Below are 17,248 nucleotides of genomic sequence, written 5' to 3'. Positions count from 1 at the left end.
AGCAGGCATATGATACTGGTTATCGATAATTACGATTCCTTCACGTACAACCTGGTTCAATATCTGGGTGAACTGGGTGAGACGGTGGAAGTTCGCCGCAACGACGAGATTGATTTGGCAGGCATAGAGGCACTGGCACCTGATCATATTCTGATCTCTCCGGGCCCCTGTACACCAAATGAAGCCGGCATTAGCCTGGCAGTCATTGAGCATTTCAAGGGAAGCATTCCGATCTTTGGTGTTTGCCTGGGTCATCAGTCCATTGGACAAGCCTTTGGTGGCAATGTTATTCGTGCGGAGCGCATGATGCACGGTAAAACATCCGAGATGCATCACAATGGGACATCGGTATTTGCCGGATTGCCATCTCCATTTACAGCTACCCGTTATCACTCCCTGATTGTGGAGCGCAGCAGCTTGCCTGACTGCCTGGAAATTACAGCGGAGACAGCTGAAGGTGAGATTATGGGTTTGCGTCACAAAGAATATGCGATTGAAGGTGTTCAGTTCCACCCGGAATCCATTATTACTGACCACGGTCACCAGATGCTTCGCAACTTCCTGTCCCAACAGGTGAAGGTATAACATGCAATATGCCGCGATAAACGGAGAGTTGGTTAATATGGCGGCAGCCGTGGTTCCTGTAACGGATCACGGCTTTTTGTACGGACTTGGGTTGTTCGAGACGTTTCGGACCTATCAGGGTGTCCCTTATCTTCTGGAACGGCATCTGGAGCGTATGGCCTCGGGGTGTAAGGAACTTGGCATTCCTTTTACAACGACCGCAGCAGAGGTGACAGATTGGATTGAACGTCTGATGCATGCGAACGGACTTCAGGATGCGTATGTACGTTATACGGTATCAGCCGGTGAAGCACCGCTAGGGTTACCTTCTGGTGACTATTCGAAGCCAAATCATATTTTACTGGCAAAAGCATTACCTGAACCTTCTCCCTCTTTATATGAGTGCGGCAAAATGCTCCAACGGTTGTCTACACCTCGCAACACGCCTGAAGGAGAAGTGCGTCTCAAGTCGCTACATTACATGAACAGCATTTTGGCGAAACGAGAGATGAACCGCTACGGGCAGCATGTGCAGGGTGCGGAAGGGTTACAATTAAACCGGGATGGTCATGTAGCGGAAGGGATCGTCAGCAATGTATTTTGGGTACGGGAAAATGTGCTCTACACGCCAGCAATCTCAACCGGCATTCTGCCGGGTATCACTAGAGCTGTGGTAATTGAGATCGCCACGCAGCAAGGAATCTCCTGCATAGAAACGTTAGCGGCTTGGGAGGATCTCCTGCAAGCCGATGAAATATTTCTAACAGGCTCGGTTGCCGAACTGGTTCCGGTTACGACTCTGCGGGATCAGGAGGGAGCCGAAACGATAATCAGCAACGGACATATAGGCCCAGTTACAGCAGTCCTTCTGGGTATGTACCGGCAGAAAGCGGGGTATACTTCATGACACTTACACCTGTCATCTATGAACGGAACTATGTATGGGGGCCAGCTGAGTTGAAGCTGGGGGCAAGAACACAGATTATGGGCATTCTTAACGTCACGCCTGACTCGTTCTCGGATGGTGGACGTTATACCAACGTGGAGCGCGCGGTTGCGCATGCCAAACAGATGATGGAGGACGGGGCGGACCTGATTGATATCGGCGGGGAGTCCACCCGTCCGGGTTCAGAGGTTGTGGGCGCCGATGAAGAGCTGAGCCGAATCATTCCGGTTATTGAAGCATTGCATCAGCAAGCGCCGCATATTCCAATATCGGTAGACACGTATAAGGCCGATGTTGCACGTCAGGCTATTCTGGCAGGTGCCCATATCATTAATGATGTGTGGGGTGCCAAGGCAGATCCAGATATGGCCCACACGGCAGCAGAGCTGGGGTGTCCCATCATTCTGATGCATAATCGGCAGGAGCGAAACTATACCGATTATCTGAGTGATGTCATCAGCGATTTGCAGGAGAGCATTCAAATTGCACTGGCAGCCGGTGTGAAAGCAGATCAGATTATCCTGGACCCGGGTATTGGTTTTGTGAAGGACTTGAAGGAAAATCTGAAGCTTATGTCATCGCTCGGTTTGCTCAATGAAATGGGATATCCGGTCCTGCTAGCCACTTCACGCAAAAGATTCATCCAGAACACCCTGGATGTCACTGCGGATGATGCGCTGGAAGGAACGGCTGCGACCGTTGCATTTGGCATTGCCCAAGGCTGCCAGATGGTTCGGGTTCATGATGTGAAGCCGATTCGGCGGACGGCAGACATGTGTGATGCCATGTTATATGCGTCTCCGGGTCTACGGAGGAAATAATGCTGGCGGGTCCGAGTGACCCGTCCAGTGGAAGCGCAGCGTTTTTCAAAGGCAAAGCAAAAGATATCTTTAAAATAGAGAACTATTTCAATATATATAGAGGGCAGGCGGATCGTATGGATAGAATGGTATTGCATCGTATGGAGTATTACGGATATCATGGCGTTTTTGCAGAAGAACGGAAGCTTGGGCAGCGGTACTATATTGATCTGGAGATTGATATGGATCTGAGTGAAGCTGGACGTAACGATGATCTGACCAAAACAATCAATTATGCAGAGATCCATGAGTTGGTAAAACAGATTGTTGAAAATAAATCATTCCAGTTAATTGAAGCCTTGGGCGAACATATTGCATCTTCTTTACTAGACACTTATACTATTATCAATGCATTGACAGTCAAGGTGACGAAGCCACATCCGCCATTCGATATTCATTTTGAGGGCGTAACGGTAGAGCTTCGCCGCACAAGAAAGTGAGAACCGATCATGATTGCACATTCGACCTCTGAATCTTCAGAGGCTTATATTGCTTTAGGGGCCAATTTGGGTGACCGGGAACAGACGCTATTTGAAGCATTGTCTTTGCTGGATGAACACCCTCATATATCCGTTCTACGTTGTTCTGCACTATATGAGACGGAGCCTGTAGGATATGTAGATCAGCCTGCGTTTCTGAATATGGCAGTCGCCGTACAGGTGATGCTGTCACCGGAGCAGTTGCTCACGGAACTACTGGATATCGAGAACCGGCTCGGACGTGTCCGTGATATTCGCTGGGGACCGCGTACCGTTGATCTGGATCTGCTCTGGATGCACGGTGAGACACGAGATACCGAATTGCTTCAATTGCCTCATCCCCGTATGGGCGAACGGGCTTTTGTACTGGTGCCACTGTCGGATATCGTACCGGAGGGCGAGATTTCAGGTTTGTATACCTTTGTACACTCATCGTTGTCTGTACTGGATGGAAAGGATGGAATACAGCTTTGGAAAACATGCAATTGGCCAATCGAATCCGGGCATTCCGGAAGCTGAAAGGTTTAACACAACATGAACTTGCGGCCGAGACCGGCATCTCGCTGGCTATTCTGGGAACCATTGAACGGGGAAACCGTAAGGTATCACAGCAAGAGCTCGATCGAATTGCTGGTGTGCTGGCAATCAGTATTGAGGAGTTGCAGGGCAACTAGGACCGTTTCGGTTTCGTCATGGTTACAACAACCAACACAAAGATCGAACTTTATATCGTTGATTTATACAGAATTAAAAAAGGAGTGGAACGACTACCGTGCTTAACATTGGTGGCATTGAAATGAAAAACCAGGTCGTACTTGCGCCGATGGCTGGCGTATGTAATCCGGCTTTTCGTTTGATCGCAAAAGAATTCGGAACAGGCCTCGTATGCGCGGAGATGGTGAGTGGCAAAGCCATTGTCCATGGCAACCAGCGTACACGTGAGATGTTATTTGTAGATGAGCGTGAGAAACCGCTGAGCCTTCAGATTTTTGGGGGAGATCGTGATTCCCTCGTAGAAGCAGCCAAAATCGTGGACAAAGAAACGAATGCAGACATCATCGACATTAACATGGGATGCCCTGTGCCAAAAGTGACGAAATGTGATGCAGGTGCACGTTGGTTGCTTGATCCGAACAAAATCTATGAGATGGTATCCGCTGTCGTGGACGCGGTTGAGAAGCCAGTGACCGTCAAGATGCGTATCGGCTGGGATAACGAGCATATCTTCGCGGTGGAGAATGCGCTCGCGGTTGAACGTGCTGGTGGACAGGCGGTAAGTGTGCACGGCCGTACGCGTGAGCAACTCTATACAGGCACAGCTGACTGGTCACACATCAAAGATGTAAAAGAAGCTGTCTCTATTCCCGTGATCGGCAATGGTGATGTCCATACTCCAGAGGATGCACGCCGTATGCTGGATGAAACGGGTTGTGACGGAGTTATGATCGGTCGTGCTGCCCTGGGTAACCCATGGATGCTGTATCGTACCATTCAATACTTAAGCACGGGGGAATTGCTTCCTGACCCGAATGGTGAAGAGAAGATCCGTGTTGCGATCCTGCATATGGATCGCCTGATCGCACTGAAGAATGAGACGGTTGCCGTACGCGAGATGCGTAAACATCTGGCTTGGTATTTGAAAGGCTTGAAAGGGTCTGCCCGCATTAAGGACGTTATTATGGAAGGTACCAAGCGTGATGAGATGGTACAGATTCTGGAGAACTTTGTGAGTCAGCTGAAAAGCGAAGGCAATTTGGAGTCAGAACCGGTAATTGCCGGAAGTGCATCGTAATTAAGACTGTAAAACGTTTACAGCTATAGAGGACGTAACATTGACTTTTCGAGATCGTTCCCCTATACTTTCACAGTATAAATTCGCCATGTGCGTTAATTAAAGGCTAGTCATCAGGAGGAATATTCTATTTCTCTGGAGAACTTCATATAGTTTTGAAGATGTATGCGGGCGGAGCTATGTAATTGGCACTGATTCCGTTGCCGTACAATCCAAATTATTCCCATGACAGGAGAATCGGTTGAGATGAGCGACAAGGAAGTTATCCTTACACCAGAGGGACTTAAGAAGCTGGAAGAAGAACTGGAAACATTGAAATCAGTGAAGCGCCGCGAAGTGGCTGAACGGATTAAGGTAGCCATCGGGTATGGAGATATCAGTGAGAACTCTGAATACGAAGATGCCAAGAACGAACAGGCTTTCATTGAAGGTCGTATTATTACTTTGGAGAAAATGCTTCGGAACGCACGCATTATTAACAGTGATGAGATTGACACCGATGTCGTGAGTGTAGGTGCAACAGTTACTGTGGAAGATTTGGAATTCGGTGATATCACAGAATATACAATTGTAGGTTCTGCTGAATCTAACCCGCTTCAGAACAAGATCTCAAACGAAAGCCCTGTTGGTAAAGCGATCCTGGGCAAGAAAAATGGTACAGTGGTTGATGTAAGTGTGCCTGCTGGCGTAATTCAATATAAAATTGTAGATATTAAAAAGCTATAGTAACGAAGCAGTTGGGCACGGTAAACAAAAGCTTCCTTAGGGAAGCTTTTTCAACATTTGAGGAAGAGTGTCCTCACGGGATGCCTGCAATGTAAATAAGGAGATGAATACAGATCATGACGGATGAAGTCTTGAATCAGGAAACCGAACTTAGCGAGCTTTTACAAATTCGCCGTGACAAATTGGACGAGCTCCGCAAATTGGGAATCGACCCTTTTGGCCAAAAATACGTACGTACCGAAGAAGCCGGCTCCATTCTGAAGAAGTATGAAGAACTGACCAAGGAAGAGCTGGAAGAGAAGCACATCGAAGTCAGTATTGCCGGACGGATTATGGCGAAGCGGGGAATGGGTAAAGCAAGCTTCGCACATATTCAGGACCTGAGCGGCAGAATCCAGATCTATGTTCGTCAGGATAGCGTGCCTGAAGACAAGTATGCGGCATTTAGCCTGCTGGACCTTGGCGATATCGTTGGGGTAACGGGTGTGATCTTTAAGACCAAAACAGGTGAAACTTCTGTCAAAGTGAAAGATCTTGAAGTGCTGTCCAAATCGCTCTATCCGCTTCCGGATAAATTCCATGGTCTCACCGACGTAGAGCTGCGTTACCGCCAGCGTTATGTTGACCTGATTATGAGCCCGGATGTACAACAGACCTTTATCGCACGTTCCAAAATCATTCAATCGATGCGTCGTTACCTGGATTCCCTCGGATATCTGGAAGTGGAAACACCTACGTTGCATACCATCGCAGGAGGAGCGGCAGCACGTCCGTTCATCACACATCACAATGCGTTGGATATGGAACTGTACATGCGGATTGCGATTGAACTTCACCTGAAACGTCTGATTGTTGGCGGACTGGAGAAGGTATATGAGATCGGCCGTGTATATCGGAATGAAGGGATGTCCACACGTCACAATCCGGAGTTCACAATGATTGAATTGTATGAGGCATATGCCGACTACAAGGATATTATGCAATTGACGGAGAACCTGGTTGCTCATATTGCACAGGAAGTACTGGGTACGCAAGTGATCCAGTATGGAGATTATGAAGTAGATCTTACGCCGCAGTGGCGTCGTGTTACGATGGTGGATGCGGTTAAGGAAGTTGTGGGCGTAGACTTCTCCGTACACATGACGGATGAGGAAGCACATAACTTGGCGAAGGAACATAAGGTTCCGGTTGAAAAACATATGACATTTGGTCATATTCTGAACGCGTTCTTTGAAGAGTTTGTGGAAGAGACGTTGATTCAACCAACCTTCATCACGGGACATCCTCTTGAAATCTCACCGCTGGCGAAGAAAAATGATGTAGATCCGCGCTTCACGGATCGCTTCGAATTGTTCATCGTTGGACGCGAGCATGCCAATGCCTTCACAGAGCTGAATGATCCAATCGATCAACGTCAGCGCTTTGAAGCACAGATGCTGGAGAAAGAGCATGGGAATGACGAAGCTCATGAGATGGATGACGACTTTATCCGTGCACTCGAATATGGTATGCCACCAACAGGCGGATTGGGAATCGGGGTTGATCGTCTGATCATGCTGCTTACCAACTCCCCGTCGATTCGTGACGTACTGCTCTTCCCGCACATGCGTCCTCGTACGCAAGATTAAATAAGGAACGTAGGATACGTTCATAATAGAAGAGGAACCTGCCGTTCAGTATGATGCTGAGGCAAGTTCCTCTTTAGGTTTACATAGGCGCCAAAAATAAAGTTTGTCAGAACGCCCTGTTCACAGCAAGCCATTATGGTGGAACTGCGTCTTGGATTTCGGTTAGAATAACCTGTTCGTATTTTGTTAAAAGAGGTGCCCTTCATGAAGTTCAGGCTTCACTTTGCCAAATTCTTATCTCCCCCGTTAATTCTGGTCGGTGGTTTTCTACTTATCATTGCGATTGGAACGGTGCTTCTCATGTTGCCAATCTCCAACCAAAGTGGTATGCATTTGGCGTTTATTGACGCGCTCTTTACATCAACCTCTGCCGCATGTGTGACTGGATTGGTTGTTGTGGATGTAGGGACGACGTTTAATTTGTTTGGTCAGATCGTCATTATGGTATTGATGCAGCTTGGTGGGCTCGGCTTCATGACCATGGCTACCCTCTTTGCGCTTGTATTGGGCAAGCGAATCTCGCTCAAAGACAGGTTATTACTCAAAGAAGCCATTAATGCAGACAGTATGGAAGGGATTGTACGCATTATCCGCAAGGTGTTGATTTTTTCCTTTACGATTGAAGGGGTGGCTGCTGTCATACTGGCGCTGCGTTGGGCAACGGAGATGCCATTGGGGCAGGCGGTATACTATGGAGTATTTCATTCCGTTTCATTGTTTAATAATGGCGGATTTGATCTGTTCGGCAATAGCTTTCAATACTACACCGGAGACTGGATATTCAACCTGACTGCTTCCGTGCTCGTTATCTCTGGTGGACTAGGTTTTGTTGTGTTAAATGATCTGTTTGAGTATCGCAAGCGCCGCCGTCTATCTCTTCAGTCCAAACTAGTGCTGTCTGTATCCGGAGCGCTGATCGGTATAGGAGCGATTGTGTTGTTTGTTTTCGAATTCACCAATGGACATACACTGGCTTCACTCACCTGGAGCGAGAAAATCTATGCGTCCTTCTTCCAGTCTGTCTCTACACGCTCGTCGGGAACAAGTACAATCGATATCACGGAGATGAGGCAGGCTACCCAATTTTTCTTCATTCTGCTGATGTTCATCGGGGCTTCCCCGGGATCGACCGGGGGCGGGATCAAGACGACTACATTCCTGATTATGATTGGTGCAGTGTATGCCATGATTCGGGGAAATAAGGATATTGTGTTTTTCCGCCAGCGTGTTCCGAAAGAACTGCTGATGAGGGCGCTGACCATTATTATGGTTTCTCTGATCATATTCATGATCGTGGTGATGCTTCTGCTTACGACAGAGGATGCGCCATTCCTTTCACTAATGTTTGAAGCTGCATCCGCAATCGGTACCGTGGGTCTTTCTGTGGGAGTGACTGATGAGTTGACCAATTGGGGAAAAATCATTATTACCTTTACCATGTTTGTAGGTCGGATTGGGCCATTAACCATCGCGTATGCCCTTCGTCCGCGCAAAGAGAAGAAACTGTATCGTCATCCGGAAGGCCGGATCATTATCGGATAAAAAGAAAAACCGTCAGACATTCAGAACTAACTCCTGTTATTGTAACAGGCCTTAGTCACAACGAATGTGCTGCGGTTTTTTTGGTTTAACGGCACAAGGAAGCAAGATGCAAAGTGAGAACATCGTCCATGAGCTGGGCATTCATCTGATCCGGTCTAAGCACGGTATGTATGCCTAAGCCATCCACCAGTGCATACAATCTCTCAATCTCCAGTTCTCTGTCCAGATCAGGTCTGGAGAGGTCGAGCTTCATCAGGTAGGTGATAACAGAACCTACAGCGTGTCTGAGTTCATCATATACGGTATTAGCAAGTTCTTTGAGTGTAGGATCGGTATTCGATCTGGCTGTAAAAGCGTACCACACCTCCATTTCGGCCAGTTTTTCTTCCGTGTTTGGTAAGAATTCGAGCAATAGGCGTTTCATATTGTCCATGGGAGAGCCGGTAAAGGTCATTTTTTGGACTCGATGGGATACCCGTTCGGATACCAGATTCATGGCATATCGTAGTAGTTCCGACTGTGTAGAAAAGTAGTGACGCATCGAACCGACCGAAACTCCAGCTTCTTCAGCAATATTCCGAACAGAGGCCTGTTCCATGCCATCTCTTCGTATAATACGCCAAGCTGCCTCGGCTACGAGCACACGTTGTTTATCATGATCAACAATTTTAGGCATAGATGTATTATATCATTGTTGATTATTATAATACATACGTGCTAAATTATATTTAATACATTTGTATCAAAAAAGGAGAGACTGAAATGATTGGTTATTTCATTATAGGTTGTGAGATTGCCTTTTGGGTATTTGTGTTTGCGGGTCTGAGCGTCAGGTATCTCCTTGGCATGAAGCGGTTAGGCATCGGTTTGTTAACGGTCACGCCGGTTATTGATCTGTTATTGCTGGTAGCTACAGTTATGGATCTACAGCGAGGAGCTACAGCAAGTATGATTCATGGTATAGCTGCGGTGTATATAGGAGTAAGCATTGCTTATGGTCATCAGATGATCGCTTGGGCGGATCGATATTTCCTATATTGGTTCAAGGGTGGAGAAAACCCTCGCAGCAGCAAGTTATATGGTAGAGAACATGCGAGTCGTGAGCGTAGTGGATGGTTTAGACATCTATTGGCTTGGGCTATAGGAAGTGCTTTTCTATTCGCCATGATATGGTGGATTGGAGATGCTGAACGTACAGCTGTCTTCAATAATCTGATCAAAGTGTGGGGAATGATACTCGGTATCGATTTTCTGATAAGCTTTAGCTACAGTTTATGGCCAAGAAAGGTTCCTGCTAGGAGTGTTAAACATTAAAATGATAATGGGCGTGCGTATGAACTTGCTATGTTGGGAGATAACATATGTACGTCCGTATTAGATCAAACCGATTGTATATATAGTTTCAAAAAAAGACTTGCAATCAATATCTGTACATGGTATATTCTAATTCCGGCCAAGAAAACACGGTTTACACGGTGCGGCAAGCGAATGAATTAAGCTTCGAAAGAAACTTAAAAAAAGAGCTTGCAAAGTTGGTTCGGATGTGGTAAGATATAAAAGTTGCTGAAGAGAACGACATTCGGTAACGGAACAAGTTTGATCTTTGAAAACTGAACAACGAGTGAGTAAACATTCTGCTTGCAGAATGAACGCGAAAGTTCGAGACAAGCCTTGGCTTGAATCGACTGGAGCACAAATGAGATTTTTAATCTCGTCAGATTCAAAATGAGCTTATCGCTCTTTTCAATACTTTATTGGAGAGTTTGATCCTGGCTCAGGACGAACGCTGGCGGCATGCCTAATACATGCAAGTCGAGCGGACTTGATGAGAAGCTTGCTTCTCTGATAGTTAGCGGCGGACGGGTGAGTAACACGTAGGCAACCTGCCCTCAAGTTTGGGACAACTACCGGAAACGGTAGCTAATACCGAATAATTGTTTTCTTCGCCTGAAGGAAACTGGAAAGACGGAGCAATCTGTCACTTGGGGATGGGCCTGCGGCGCATTAGCTAGTTGGTGGGGTAACGGCTCACCAAGGCGACGATGCGTAGCCGACCTGAGAGGGTGATCGGCCACACTGGGACTGAGACACGGCCCAGACTCCTACGGGAGGCAGCAGTAGGGAATCTTCCGCAATGGGCGAAAGCCTGACGGAGCAATGCCGCGTGAGTGATGAAGGTTTTCGGATCGTAAAGCTCTGTTGCCAGGGAAGAACGCTTGGGAGAGTAACTGCTCTCAAGGTGACGGTACCTGAGAAGAAAGCCCCGGCTAACTACGTGCCAGCAGCCGCGGTAATACGTAGGGGGCAAGCGTTGTCCGGAATTATTGGGCGTAAAGCGCGCGCAGGCGGTCATTTAAGTCTGGTGTTTAATCCCGGGGCTCAACCCCGGATCGCACTGGAAACTGGGTGACTTGAGTGCAGAAGAGGAGAGTGGAATTCCACGTGTAGCGGTGAAATGCGTAGATATGTGGAGGAACACCAGTGGCGAAGGCGACTCTCTGGGCTGTAACTGACGCTGAGGCGCGAAAGCGTGGGGAGCAAACAGGATTAGATACCCTGGTAGTCCACGCCGTAAACGATGAGTGCTAGGTGTTAGGGGTTTCGATACCCTTGGTGCCGAAGTTAACACATTAAGCACTCCGCCTGGGGAGTACGGTCGCAAGACTGAAACTCAAAGGAATTGACGGGGACCCGCACAAGCAGTGGAGTATGTGGTTTAATTCGAAGCAACGCGAAGAACCTTACCAGGTCTTGACATCTGAATGACCGGTGCAGAGATGTACCTTTTCTTCGGAACATTCAAGACAGGTGGTGCATGGTTGTCGTCAGCTCGTGTCGTGAGATGTTGGGTTAAGTCCCGCAACGAGCGCAACCCTTATATTTAGTTGCCAGCACTTCGGGTGGGCACTCTAGATAGACTGCCGGTGACAAACCGGAGGAAGGTGGGGATGACGTCAAATCATCATGCCCCTTATGACCTGGGCTACACACGTACTACAATGGCCGGTACAACGGGCTGCGAAATCGCGAGATGGAGCCAATCCCAACAAAGCCGGTCTCAGTTCGGATTGCAGGCTGCAACTCGCCTGCATGAAGTCGGAATTGCTAGTAATCGCGGATCAGCATGCCGCGGTGAATACGTTCCCGGGTCTTGTACACACCGCCCGTCACACCACGAGAGTTTATAACACCCGAAGTCGGTGGGGTAACCGCAAGGAGCCAGCCGCCGAAGGTGGGATAGATGATTGGGGTGAAGTCGTAACAAGGTAGCCGTATCGGAAGGTGCGGCTGGATCACCTCCTTTCTATGGAGAATCGTTTCCCGAGTGGAAACATTCAAATAGCAGACTAGATCTGCACAAACTACTCACTCGTTGCTCAGTTTTGAGAGCTCAAACTCTCAAACAGCTTGCTTTTGCATGGAGCTTGTTCTTTGAAAACTAGATATCGAAACGAAACAAACGCGAATTAGAACATTCCTTTTTAGCTGAACTTGTGTAAACAAGTTTCAATAAAAACGGTAGTCAAATTGCTTTTGTGATGGTATCGGGTGAGAGTGACTTTTGGCTTTGCGTAAGCAAAACAAGGGAAGCGAGCGACCGAAACCGGAACAAAATGGTTAAGCTACTAAGAGCACACGGAGGATGCCTAGGCGCTAGGAGCCGATGAAGGACGTGGCGAACAACGAAACTGCCTCGGGGAGCTGTAAGCAAGCTTTGATCCGGGGGTGTCCGAATGGGGAAACCCAGCTGGGGTAATTTCCAGTTACTCATAACTGAATACATAGGTTATGTAGAGGCATACCAGGGGAACTGAAACATCTAAGTACCCTGAGGAAGAGAAAACAATAGTGATTCCGTCAGTAGCGGCGAGCGAACGCGGAGAAGCCCAAACCAAAGAGCTTGCTCTTTGGGGTTGTGGGACGTCTCACATGGAGTTACAAAGGAACCGGTTAAGCGAAGAGGTCTGGAAAGGCCCGCCAAAGAAGGTAAAAGCCCTGTAGTTGAAAGTTGGTTCCCTCCGAGACGGATCCCGAGTAGTGCGGGGCACGTGAAACCCCGTATGAATCCGGCAGGACCATCTGCCAAGGCTAAATACTTCCTAGCGACCGATAGTGAAGCAGTACCGTGAGGGAAAGGTGAAAAGCACCCCGGAAGGGGAGTGAAATAGAACCTGAAACCGTGTGCTTACAAAAAGTCAGAGCCCGTTTTAGGGGTGATGGCGTGCCTTTTGTAGAATGAACCGGCGAGTTACGTTCCCGTGCAAGGTTAAGGTGAAGAGCCGGAGCCGCAGCGAAAGCGAGTCTGAATAGGGCGACTTAGTACGTGGACGTAGACCCGAAACCGGGTGATCTACCCCTGTCCAGGGTGAAGGTGCGGTAACACGCACTGGAGGCCCGAACCCACGCATGTTGAAAAATGCGGGGATGAGGTGGGGGTAGCGGAGAAATTCCAATCGAACTCGGAGATAGCTGGTTCTCCCCGAAATAGCTTTAGGGCTAGCCTCGGAAAACAGAGTCGTGGAGGTAGAGCACTGATTGGGTGCGGGGCCCGCAAGGGTTACCAAGCTCAGTCAAACTCCGAATGCCATAGACTTACTTCCGGGAGTCAGACAGTGAGTGCTAAGATCCATTGTCAAAAGGGAAACAGCCCAGACCATCAGCTAAGGTCCCCAAGTGTGTGTTAAGTGGGAAAGGATGTGGAGTTGCACAGACAACCAGGATGTTGGCTTAGAAGCAGCCACCATTGAAAGAGTGCGTAATAGCTCACTGGTCGAGTGACTCTGCGCCGAAAATGTAACGGGGCTAAACACACCACCGAAGCTATGGCTTGATGCTTTGCATCAGGGGTAGGGGAGCGTTGTATAAGGGTTGAAGGTGTACCGTAAGGAGCGCTGGACATTATACAAGTGAGAATGCCGGTATGAGTAACGAAAAGATCAGTGAGAATCTGATCCGCCGAAAGCCTAAGGGTTCCTGAGGAAGGCTCGTCCGCTCAGGGTAAGTCGGGACCTAAGGCGAGGCCGAAAGGCGTAGTCGAAGGACAACAGGTCGAAATTCCTGTACCACCGTAAGCCGTTATGAGCAATGGGGGGACGCAGTAGGGTAGTGACGCGGACTGATGGATGTCCGTCTAAGCAGTAAGGCTGATGTGTAGGCAAATCCGCACATTGTAAGGCTGAGCTGTGATGGGGAGCGAAAATTATAGTAGCGAAGGTCATGATCTCACACTGCCAAGAAAAGCCTCTAGCCAGGTGATGGTGCCCGTACCGCAAACCGACACAGGTAGGCGAGAAGAGTATTCTAAGGCGCGCGGAAGAACTCTCGTTAAGGAACTCGGCAAAATGACCCCGTAACTTCGGGAGAAGGGGTGCCCCGGTAGTGTGAATAGCACGAGGGGGCCGCAGTGAAAAGGCCCAAGCGACTGTTTAGCAAAAACACAGGTCTGTGCGAAGCCGTAAGGCGAAGTATACGGGCTGACGCCTGCCCGGTGCTGGAAGGTTAAGGGGAGTGGTTAGGAGCAATCCGAAGCTGTGAACCGAAGCCCCAGTAAACGGCGGCCGTAACTATAACGGTCCTAAGGTAGCGAAATTCCTTGTCAGGTAAATTCTGACCCGCACGAATGGCGTAACGACTTGGGCGCTGTCTCAACGAGAGATCCGGTGAAATTTTAATACCTGTGAAGATGCAGGTTACCCGCGACAAGACGGAAAGACCCCATGGAGCTTTACTGCAGCTTGATATTGAATTTGGGTACGATCTGTACAGGATAGGTGGGAGCCTTTGAAACGTGAGCGCCAGCTTGCGTGGAGGCAACGTTGGGATACCACCCTGATCGTATCTAGGTTCTAACCTGGTACCGTAATCCGGTGCGGGGACAGTGTCAGGTGGGCAGTTTGACTGGGGCGGTCGCCTCCTAAAGAGTAACGGAGGCGCCCAAAGGTTCCCTCAGAATGGTTGGAAATCATTCGAAGAGTGCAAAGGCATAAGGGAGCTTGACTGCGAGACCTACAAGTCGAGCAGGGACGAAAGTCGGGCTTAGTGATCCGGTGGTACCGCATGGAAGGGCCATCGCTCAACGGATAAAAGCTACCCTGGGGATAACAGGCTTATCTCCCCCAAGAGTCCACATCGACGGGGAGGTTTGGCACCTCGATGTCGGCTCATCGCATCCTGGGGCTGAAGTAGGTCCCAAGGGTTGGGCTGTTCGCCCATTAAAGCGGTACGCGAGCTGGGTTCAGAACGTCGTGAGACAGTTCGGTCCCTATCTGTCGTGGGCGTAGGAAATTTGAGAGGAGCTGTCCTTAGTACGAGAGGACCGGGATGGACGTACCGCTGGTGTACCAGTTGTTCCGCCAGGAGCACCGCTGGGTAGCTATGTACGGACGGGATAAACGCTGAAAGCATCTAAGCGTGAAGCCCCCCTCAAGATGAGATTTCCCAGTATGTAAGACCCCTTGAAGACGACGAGGTAGATAGGCTGGGGGTGGAAGTGCAGCAATGCATGGAGCTGACCAGTACTAATCGGTCGAGGGCTTATCCAATAGCAAGTTGTAATTCGCGTGTTTCGTTTCGAATCTAGTTTTCAGAGAACGATCTCTGAAATGTAAGCTACGCGTTTGGTGGCGATGGCGGAGGGGTTCCACACGTACCCATCCCGAACACGACCGTTAAGCCCTCTAGCGCCGATGGTACTTGGACCGCAGGGTCCTGGGAGAGTAGGACGCCGCCAAGCAAAGAACCACTGCCGATGTTATTCGGTGGTGGTTTTTATTATATAGTTTTATTATGCAGTATGGGATTAAAATACAGATTGAATTTGGTAATTTATCAGCACAATAGGTTGTATAAATGTAACGTTATTCGATACGAATTGACGTTTTTTTGTGTAATAACTAGACTTGTCCGCTCTGGAAAAACAGTTGTGTTCATCAGGCAATACACCTGATATAACCAAGTACTTTTCCTTGACAGTCTAAATATCGCTTTGCTAAGATGGCAATAATAAATTTTTCAGAAAACGTATTTTCGGCGTAAAATACAGCCTGGAATCTTCGGGTTTTGGACCGTAAAGCTGAGCAAACATAAGGAGGAACACTTGCGTGTGGGAAGATAAATTTGGTAAGGAAGGCCTCACCTTTGATGATGTATTGCTAGTGCCACGGAAATCCGAGACACTGCCTAAAGAAGTAGATGTATCTATTCGTTTGAGCGATAATGTAAAGCTAAATATTCCTTTGATTAGTGCGGGTATGGATACGGTAACTGAAGCGACATTGGCTATTGCCATTGCACGTGAAGGCGGTATCGGTATTATCCATAAAAATATGTCGGTTGAACAACAGGCAGAAGAAGTAGATCGTGTTAAGCGTTCGGAGAGTGGCGTAATTACGAATCCATTCTCACTGACGGCAGATCATCTGGTATCTGATGCGGAAGCAGTAATGGCGAAATATCGGATCTCCGGTGTACCTATTATTGAAGGAGATCAGAAGCTGGTTGGTATTTTGACTAACCGCGATTTGCGTTTTATCCATGATTACGGCATCAAGATTAGCGAAGTCATGACTCGTGAGAATCTGGTTACCGCTCCTGTAGGCACTACACTGCAAGAAGCTGAAGGTATCCTTCAGAAGCACAAGATTGAAAAACTTCCATTAGTTGATGAGACAAACACATTGAAAGGTCTTATCACGATTAAAGATATTGAGAAAGCCATTCAATTCCCTCATGCAGCCAAAGACGCTCAAGGACGTCTGTTGGTTGGTGCAGCGATTGGTATTTCCAAAGATACATTTGAACGTGCTGATGCTTTGGTACAAGCTGGTGTTGACCTGATTACGGTAGACTCGGCTCACGGACACCACATCAATATCATTGAAGCTGTACGTCAGCTTCGTGAACGTTTCCCTAGCCTGACCATCGTTGCAGGTAACGTTGCTACTGGCGCAGCCACTCGTGACCTGATCGAAGCAGGGGCTTCGGTAGTTAAAGTGGGTATTGGTCCAGGTTCGATTTGTACAACACGTGTTATCGCTGGTATTGGTGTACCTCAAGTAACTGCAGTGTACGATTGTGCAACAGTGGCACGCGAATATGGAGTTCCGATTATCGCGGACGGCGGAATTAAATATTCCGGTGAAATTACGAAGGCACTGGCTGCAGGCGCACACGCGGTGATGCTGGGAAGTTTGTTTGCCGGCACAGCTGAAAGCCCGGGGGAAACTGAAATCTTCCAAGGACGTAGCTACAAAGTATACCGCGGTATGGGTTCAATGGCCGCAATGAAACAAGGTAGTAAAGATCGTTACTTCCAAGATGATGACAAGAAACTGGTTCCGGAAGGAATTGAAGGTCGTGTTGCTTACAAAGGACCATTGTCTGATACGATTCACCAACTGATTGGTGGTCTGCGTTCGGGTATGGGATACTGTGGTACAAGTAACTTGGAGCAGCTTCGTAACGATACAGGCTTTATCCGAATTACAGGTGCGGGACTGCGCGAAAGTCATCCCCATGATGTACAGATTACCAAAGAAGCACCTAACTACTCGTTGTAATCTGAAGAGAGTTAATCATTTCCAGGACAGGCTCGGTGATTTTCACCGGGTCTGTCTTTTTTTGCTGATACCCCTGTGATAGAATAGAACAAGCGGTGACGATCCATGGATGGATTAAGGCGTTGCGGCGGCTATTTGACGTGAATCTATGAA

13 protein-coding genes and 3 rRNA genes are annotated in these 17,248 nt (G+C 48.3%); 15 read left to right on the top strand and 1 reads right to left on the bottom strand.

From position 1 onward, the window contains the following. Window positions 1-9 precede the first annotated feature (9 nt). The 10 genes from pabA to MKX68_RS10650 all read left to right on the top strand — a co-directional run bounded on the left by pabA (window position 10) and on the right by MKX68_RS10650 (window position 8,537). Entirely contained in the window at window positions 10-585 is a 576-nt protein-coding gene (pabA, locus tag MKX68_RS10695; protein ID WP_124118817.1) for an aminodeoxychorismate/anthranilate synthase component II, read from the top strand. A 1-nt stretch (window position 586) separates the two neighbouring features. Beyond that, the gene (locus MKX68_RS10690) at window positions 587-1,471 is read left to right on the top strand and encodes an aminotransferase class IV (protein ID WP_340911389.1); all 885 of its coding nucleotides are present in this window, start codon (window positions 587-589) and stop codon (window positions 1,469-1,471) included. Then, window positions 1,468-2,331: a dihydropteroate synthase gene (folP, locus tag MKX68_RS10685; protein WP_340911385.1), complete on the top strand. Its 864-nt coding sequence runs from the start codon at window positions 1,468-1,470 to the stop codon at window positions 2,329-2,331. Before MKX68_RS10690 ends, folP begins: the two co-directional genes overlap by 4 nt. Before the next feature lie 116 nt (window positions 2,332-2,447). Continuing rightward, window positions 2,448-2,810 (top strand): dihydroneopterin aldolase, encoded by a 363-nt coding sequence (gene folB / locus MKX68_RS10680; RefSeq protein ID WP_062838071.1) that lies wholly within the window; start codon window positions 2,448-2,450, stop codon window positions 2,808-2,810. A gap of 9 nt (window positions 2,811-2,819) precedes the next feature. Further along, the gene (gene folK / locus MKX68_RS10675) at window positions 2,820-3,368 is read left to right on the top strand and encodes a 2-amino-4-hydroxy-6-hydroxymethyldihydropteridine diphosphokinase (RefSeq protein WP_340911381.1); all 549 of its coding nucleotides are present in this window, start codon (window positions 2,820-2,822) and stop codon (window positions 3,366-3,368) included. Further along, complete coding sequence (locus MKX68_RS10670; RefSeq protein ID WP_339242857.1) at window positions 3,329-3,523, top strand: helix-turn-helix domain-containing protein; 195 nt, start codon at window positions 3,329-3,331, stop codon at window positions 3,521-3,523. The genes folK and MKX68_RS10670 overlap by 40 nt, the downstream gene beginning before the upstream one ends. A 98-nt stretch (window positions 3,524-3,621) precedes the next feature. Continuing rightward, window positions 3,622-4,641 (top strand): tRNA dihydrouridine synthase DusB, encoded by a 1,020-nt coding sequence (gene dusB, locus MKX68_RS10665; RefSeq protein WP_339787444.1) that lies wholly within the window; start codon window positions 3,622-3,624, stop codon window positions 4,639-4,641. 246 nt (window positions 4,642-4,887) lie between these two features. Further along, window positions 4,888-5,367: a transcription elongation factor GreA gene (gene greA, locus MKX68_RS10660; RefSeq protein ID WP_076216743.1), complete on the top strand. Its 480-nt coding sequence runs from the start codon at window positions 4,888-4,890 to the stop codon at window positions 5,365-5,367. A gap of 116 nt (window positions 5,368-5,483) precedes the next feature. After that, window positions 5,484-6,995 carry a lysine--tRNA ligase gene (gene lysS, locus MKX68_RS10655; protein WP_338589778.1) on the top strand — a complete coding sequence of 504 codons (1,512 nt, stop codon included), beginning with the start codon at window positions 5,484-5,486 and terminating at the stop codon, window positions 6,993-6,995. Between the two features lie 204 nt (window positions 6,996-7,199). Then, complete coding sequence (locus MKX68_RS10650) at window positions 7,200-8,537, top strand: TrkH family potassium uptake protein (protein WP_338589780.1); 1,338 nt, start codon at window positions 7,200-7,202, stop codon at window positions 8,535-8,537. An 85-nt stretch (window positions 8,538-8,622) separates the two neighbouring features. On the opposite strand, the gene MKX68_RS10645 is transcribed toward MKX68_RS10650, so the two are convergent. Further along, window positions 8,623-9,213 (bottom strand): TetR/AcrR family transcriptional regulator, encoded by a 591-nt coding sequence (locus MKX68_RS10645; protein WP_338589782.1) that lies wholly within the window; start codon window positions 9,211-9,213, stop codon window positions 8,623-8,625. Between the two features lie 86 nt (window positions 9,214-9,299). Between MKX68_RS10645 and MKX68_RS10640 the strand changes: the two genes are divergently transcribed. From MKX68_RS10640 to guaB, 5 genes are all read left to right on the top strand, one after another. Beyond that, a complete protein-coding gene (locus tag MKX68_RS10640; protein WP_340911374.1) occupies window positions 9,300-9,851 on the top strand; it encodes a hypothetical protein in 552 nt (183 codons plus the stop codon). A gap of 437 nt (window positions 9,852-10,288) precedes the next feature. After that, window positions 10,289-11,841 (top strand): 16S ribosomal RNA (locus MKX68_RS10635). A gap of 312 nt (window positions 11,842-12,153) precedes the next feature. Further along, a 23S ribosomal RNA gene (locus MKX68_RS10630) occupies window positions 12,154-15,079 on the top strand. A gap of 74 nt (window positions 15,080-15,153) precedes the next feature. Continuing rightward, window positions 15,154-15,270, top strand: a 5S ribosomal RNA gene (gene rrf / locus MKX68_RS10625). Together the 16S, 23S and 5S rRNA genes form the textbook arrangement of a ribosomal RNA operon. A gap of 367 nt (window positions 15,271-15,637) precedes the next feature. Continuing rightward, entirely contained in the window at window positions 15,638-17,095 is a 1,458-nt protein-coding gene (gene guaB / locus MKX68_RS10620; protein ID WP_289390816.1) for an IMP dehydrogenase, read from the top strand. The last annotated feature ends 153 nt before the right edge of the window (window positions 17,096-17,248 follow it).

Origin of the sequence: Paenibacillus sp. FSL M8-0212 (genome assembly GCF_038004645.1) — a bacterium.
Taxonomy (GTDB): domain Bacteria; phylum Bacillota; class Bacilli; order Paenibacillales; family Paenibacillaceae; genus Paenibacillus.
Note: the sequence above shows the minus strand (reverse complement) of the source record. Positions and strands in the feature narration are given on the sequence as shown.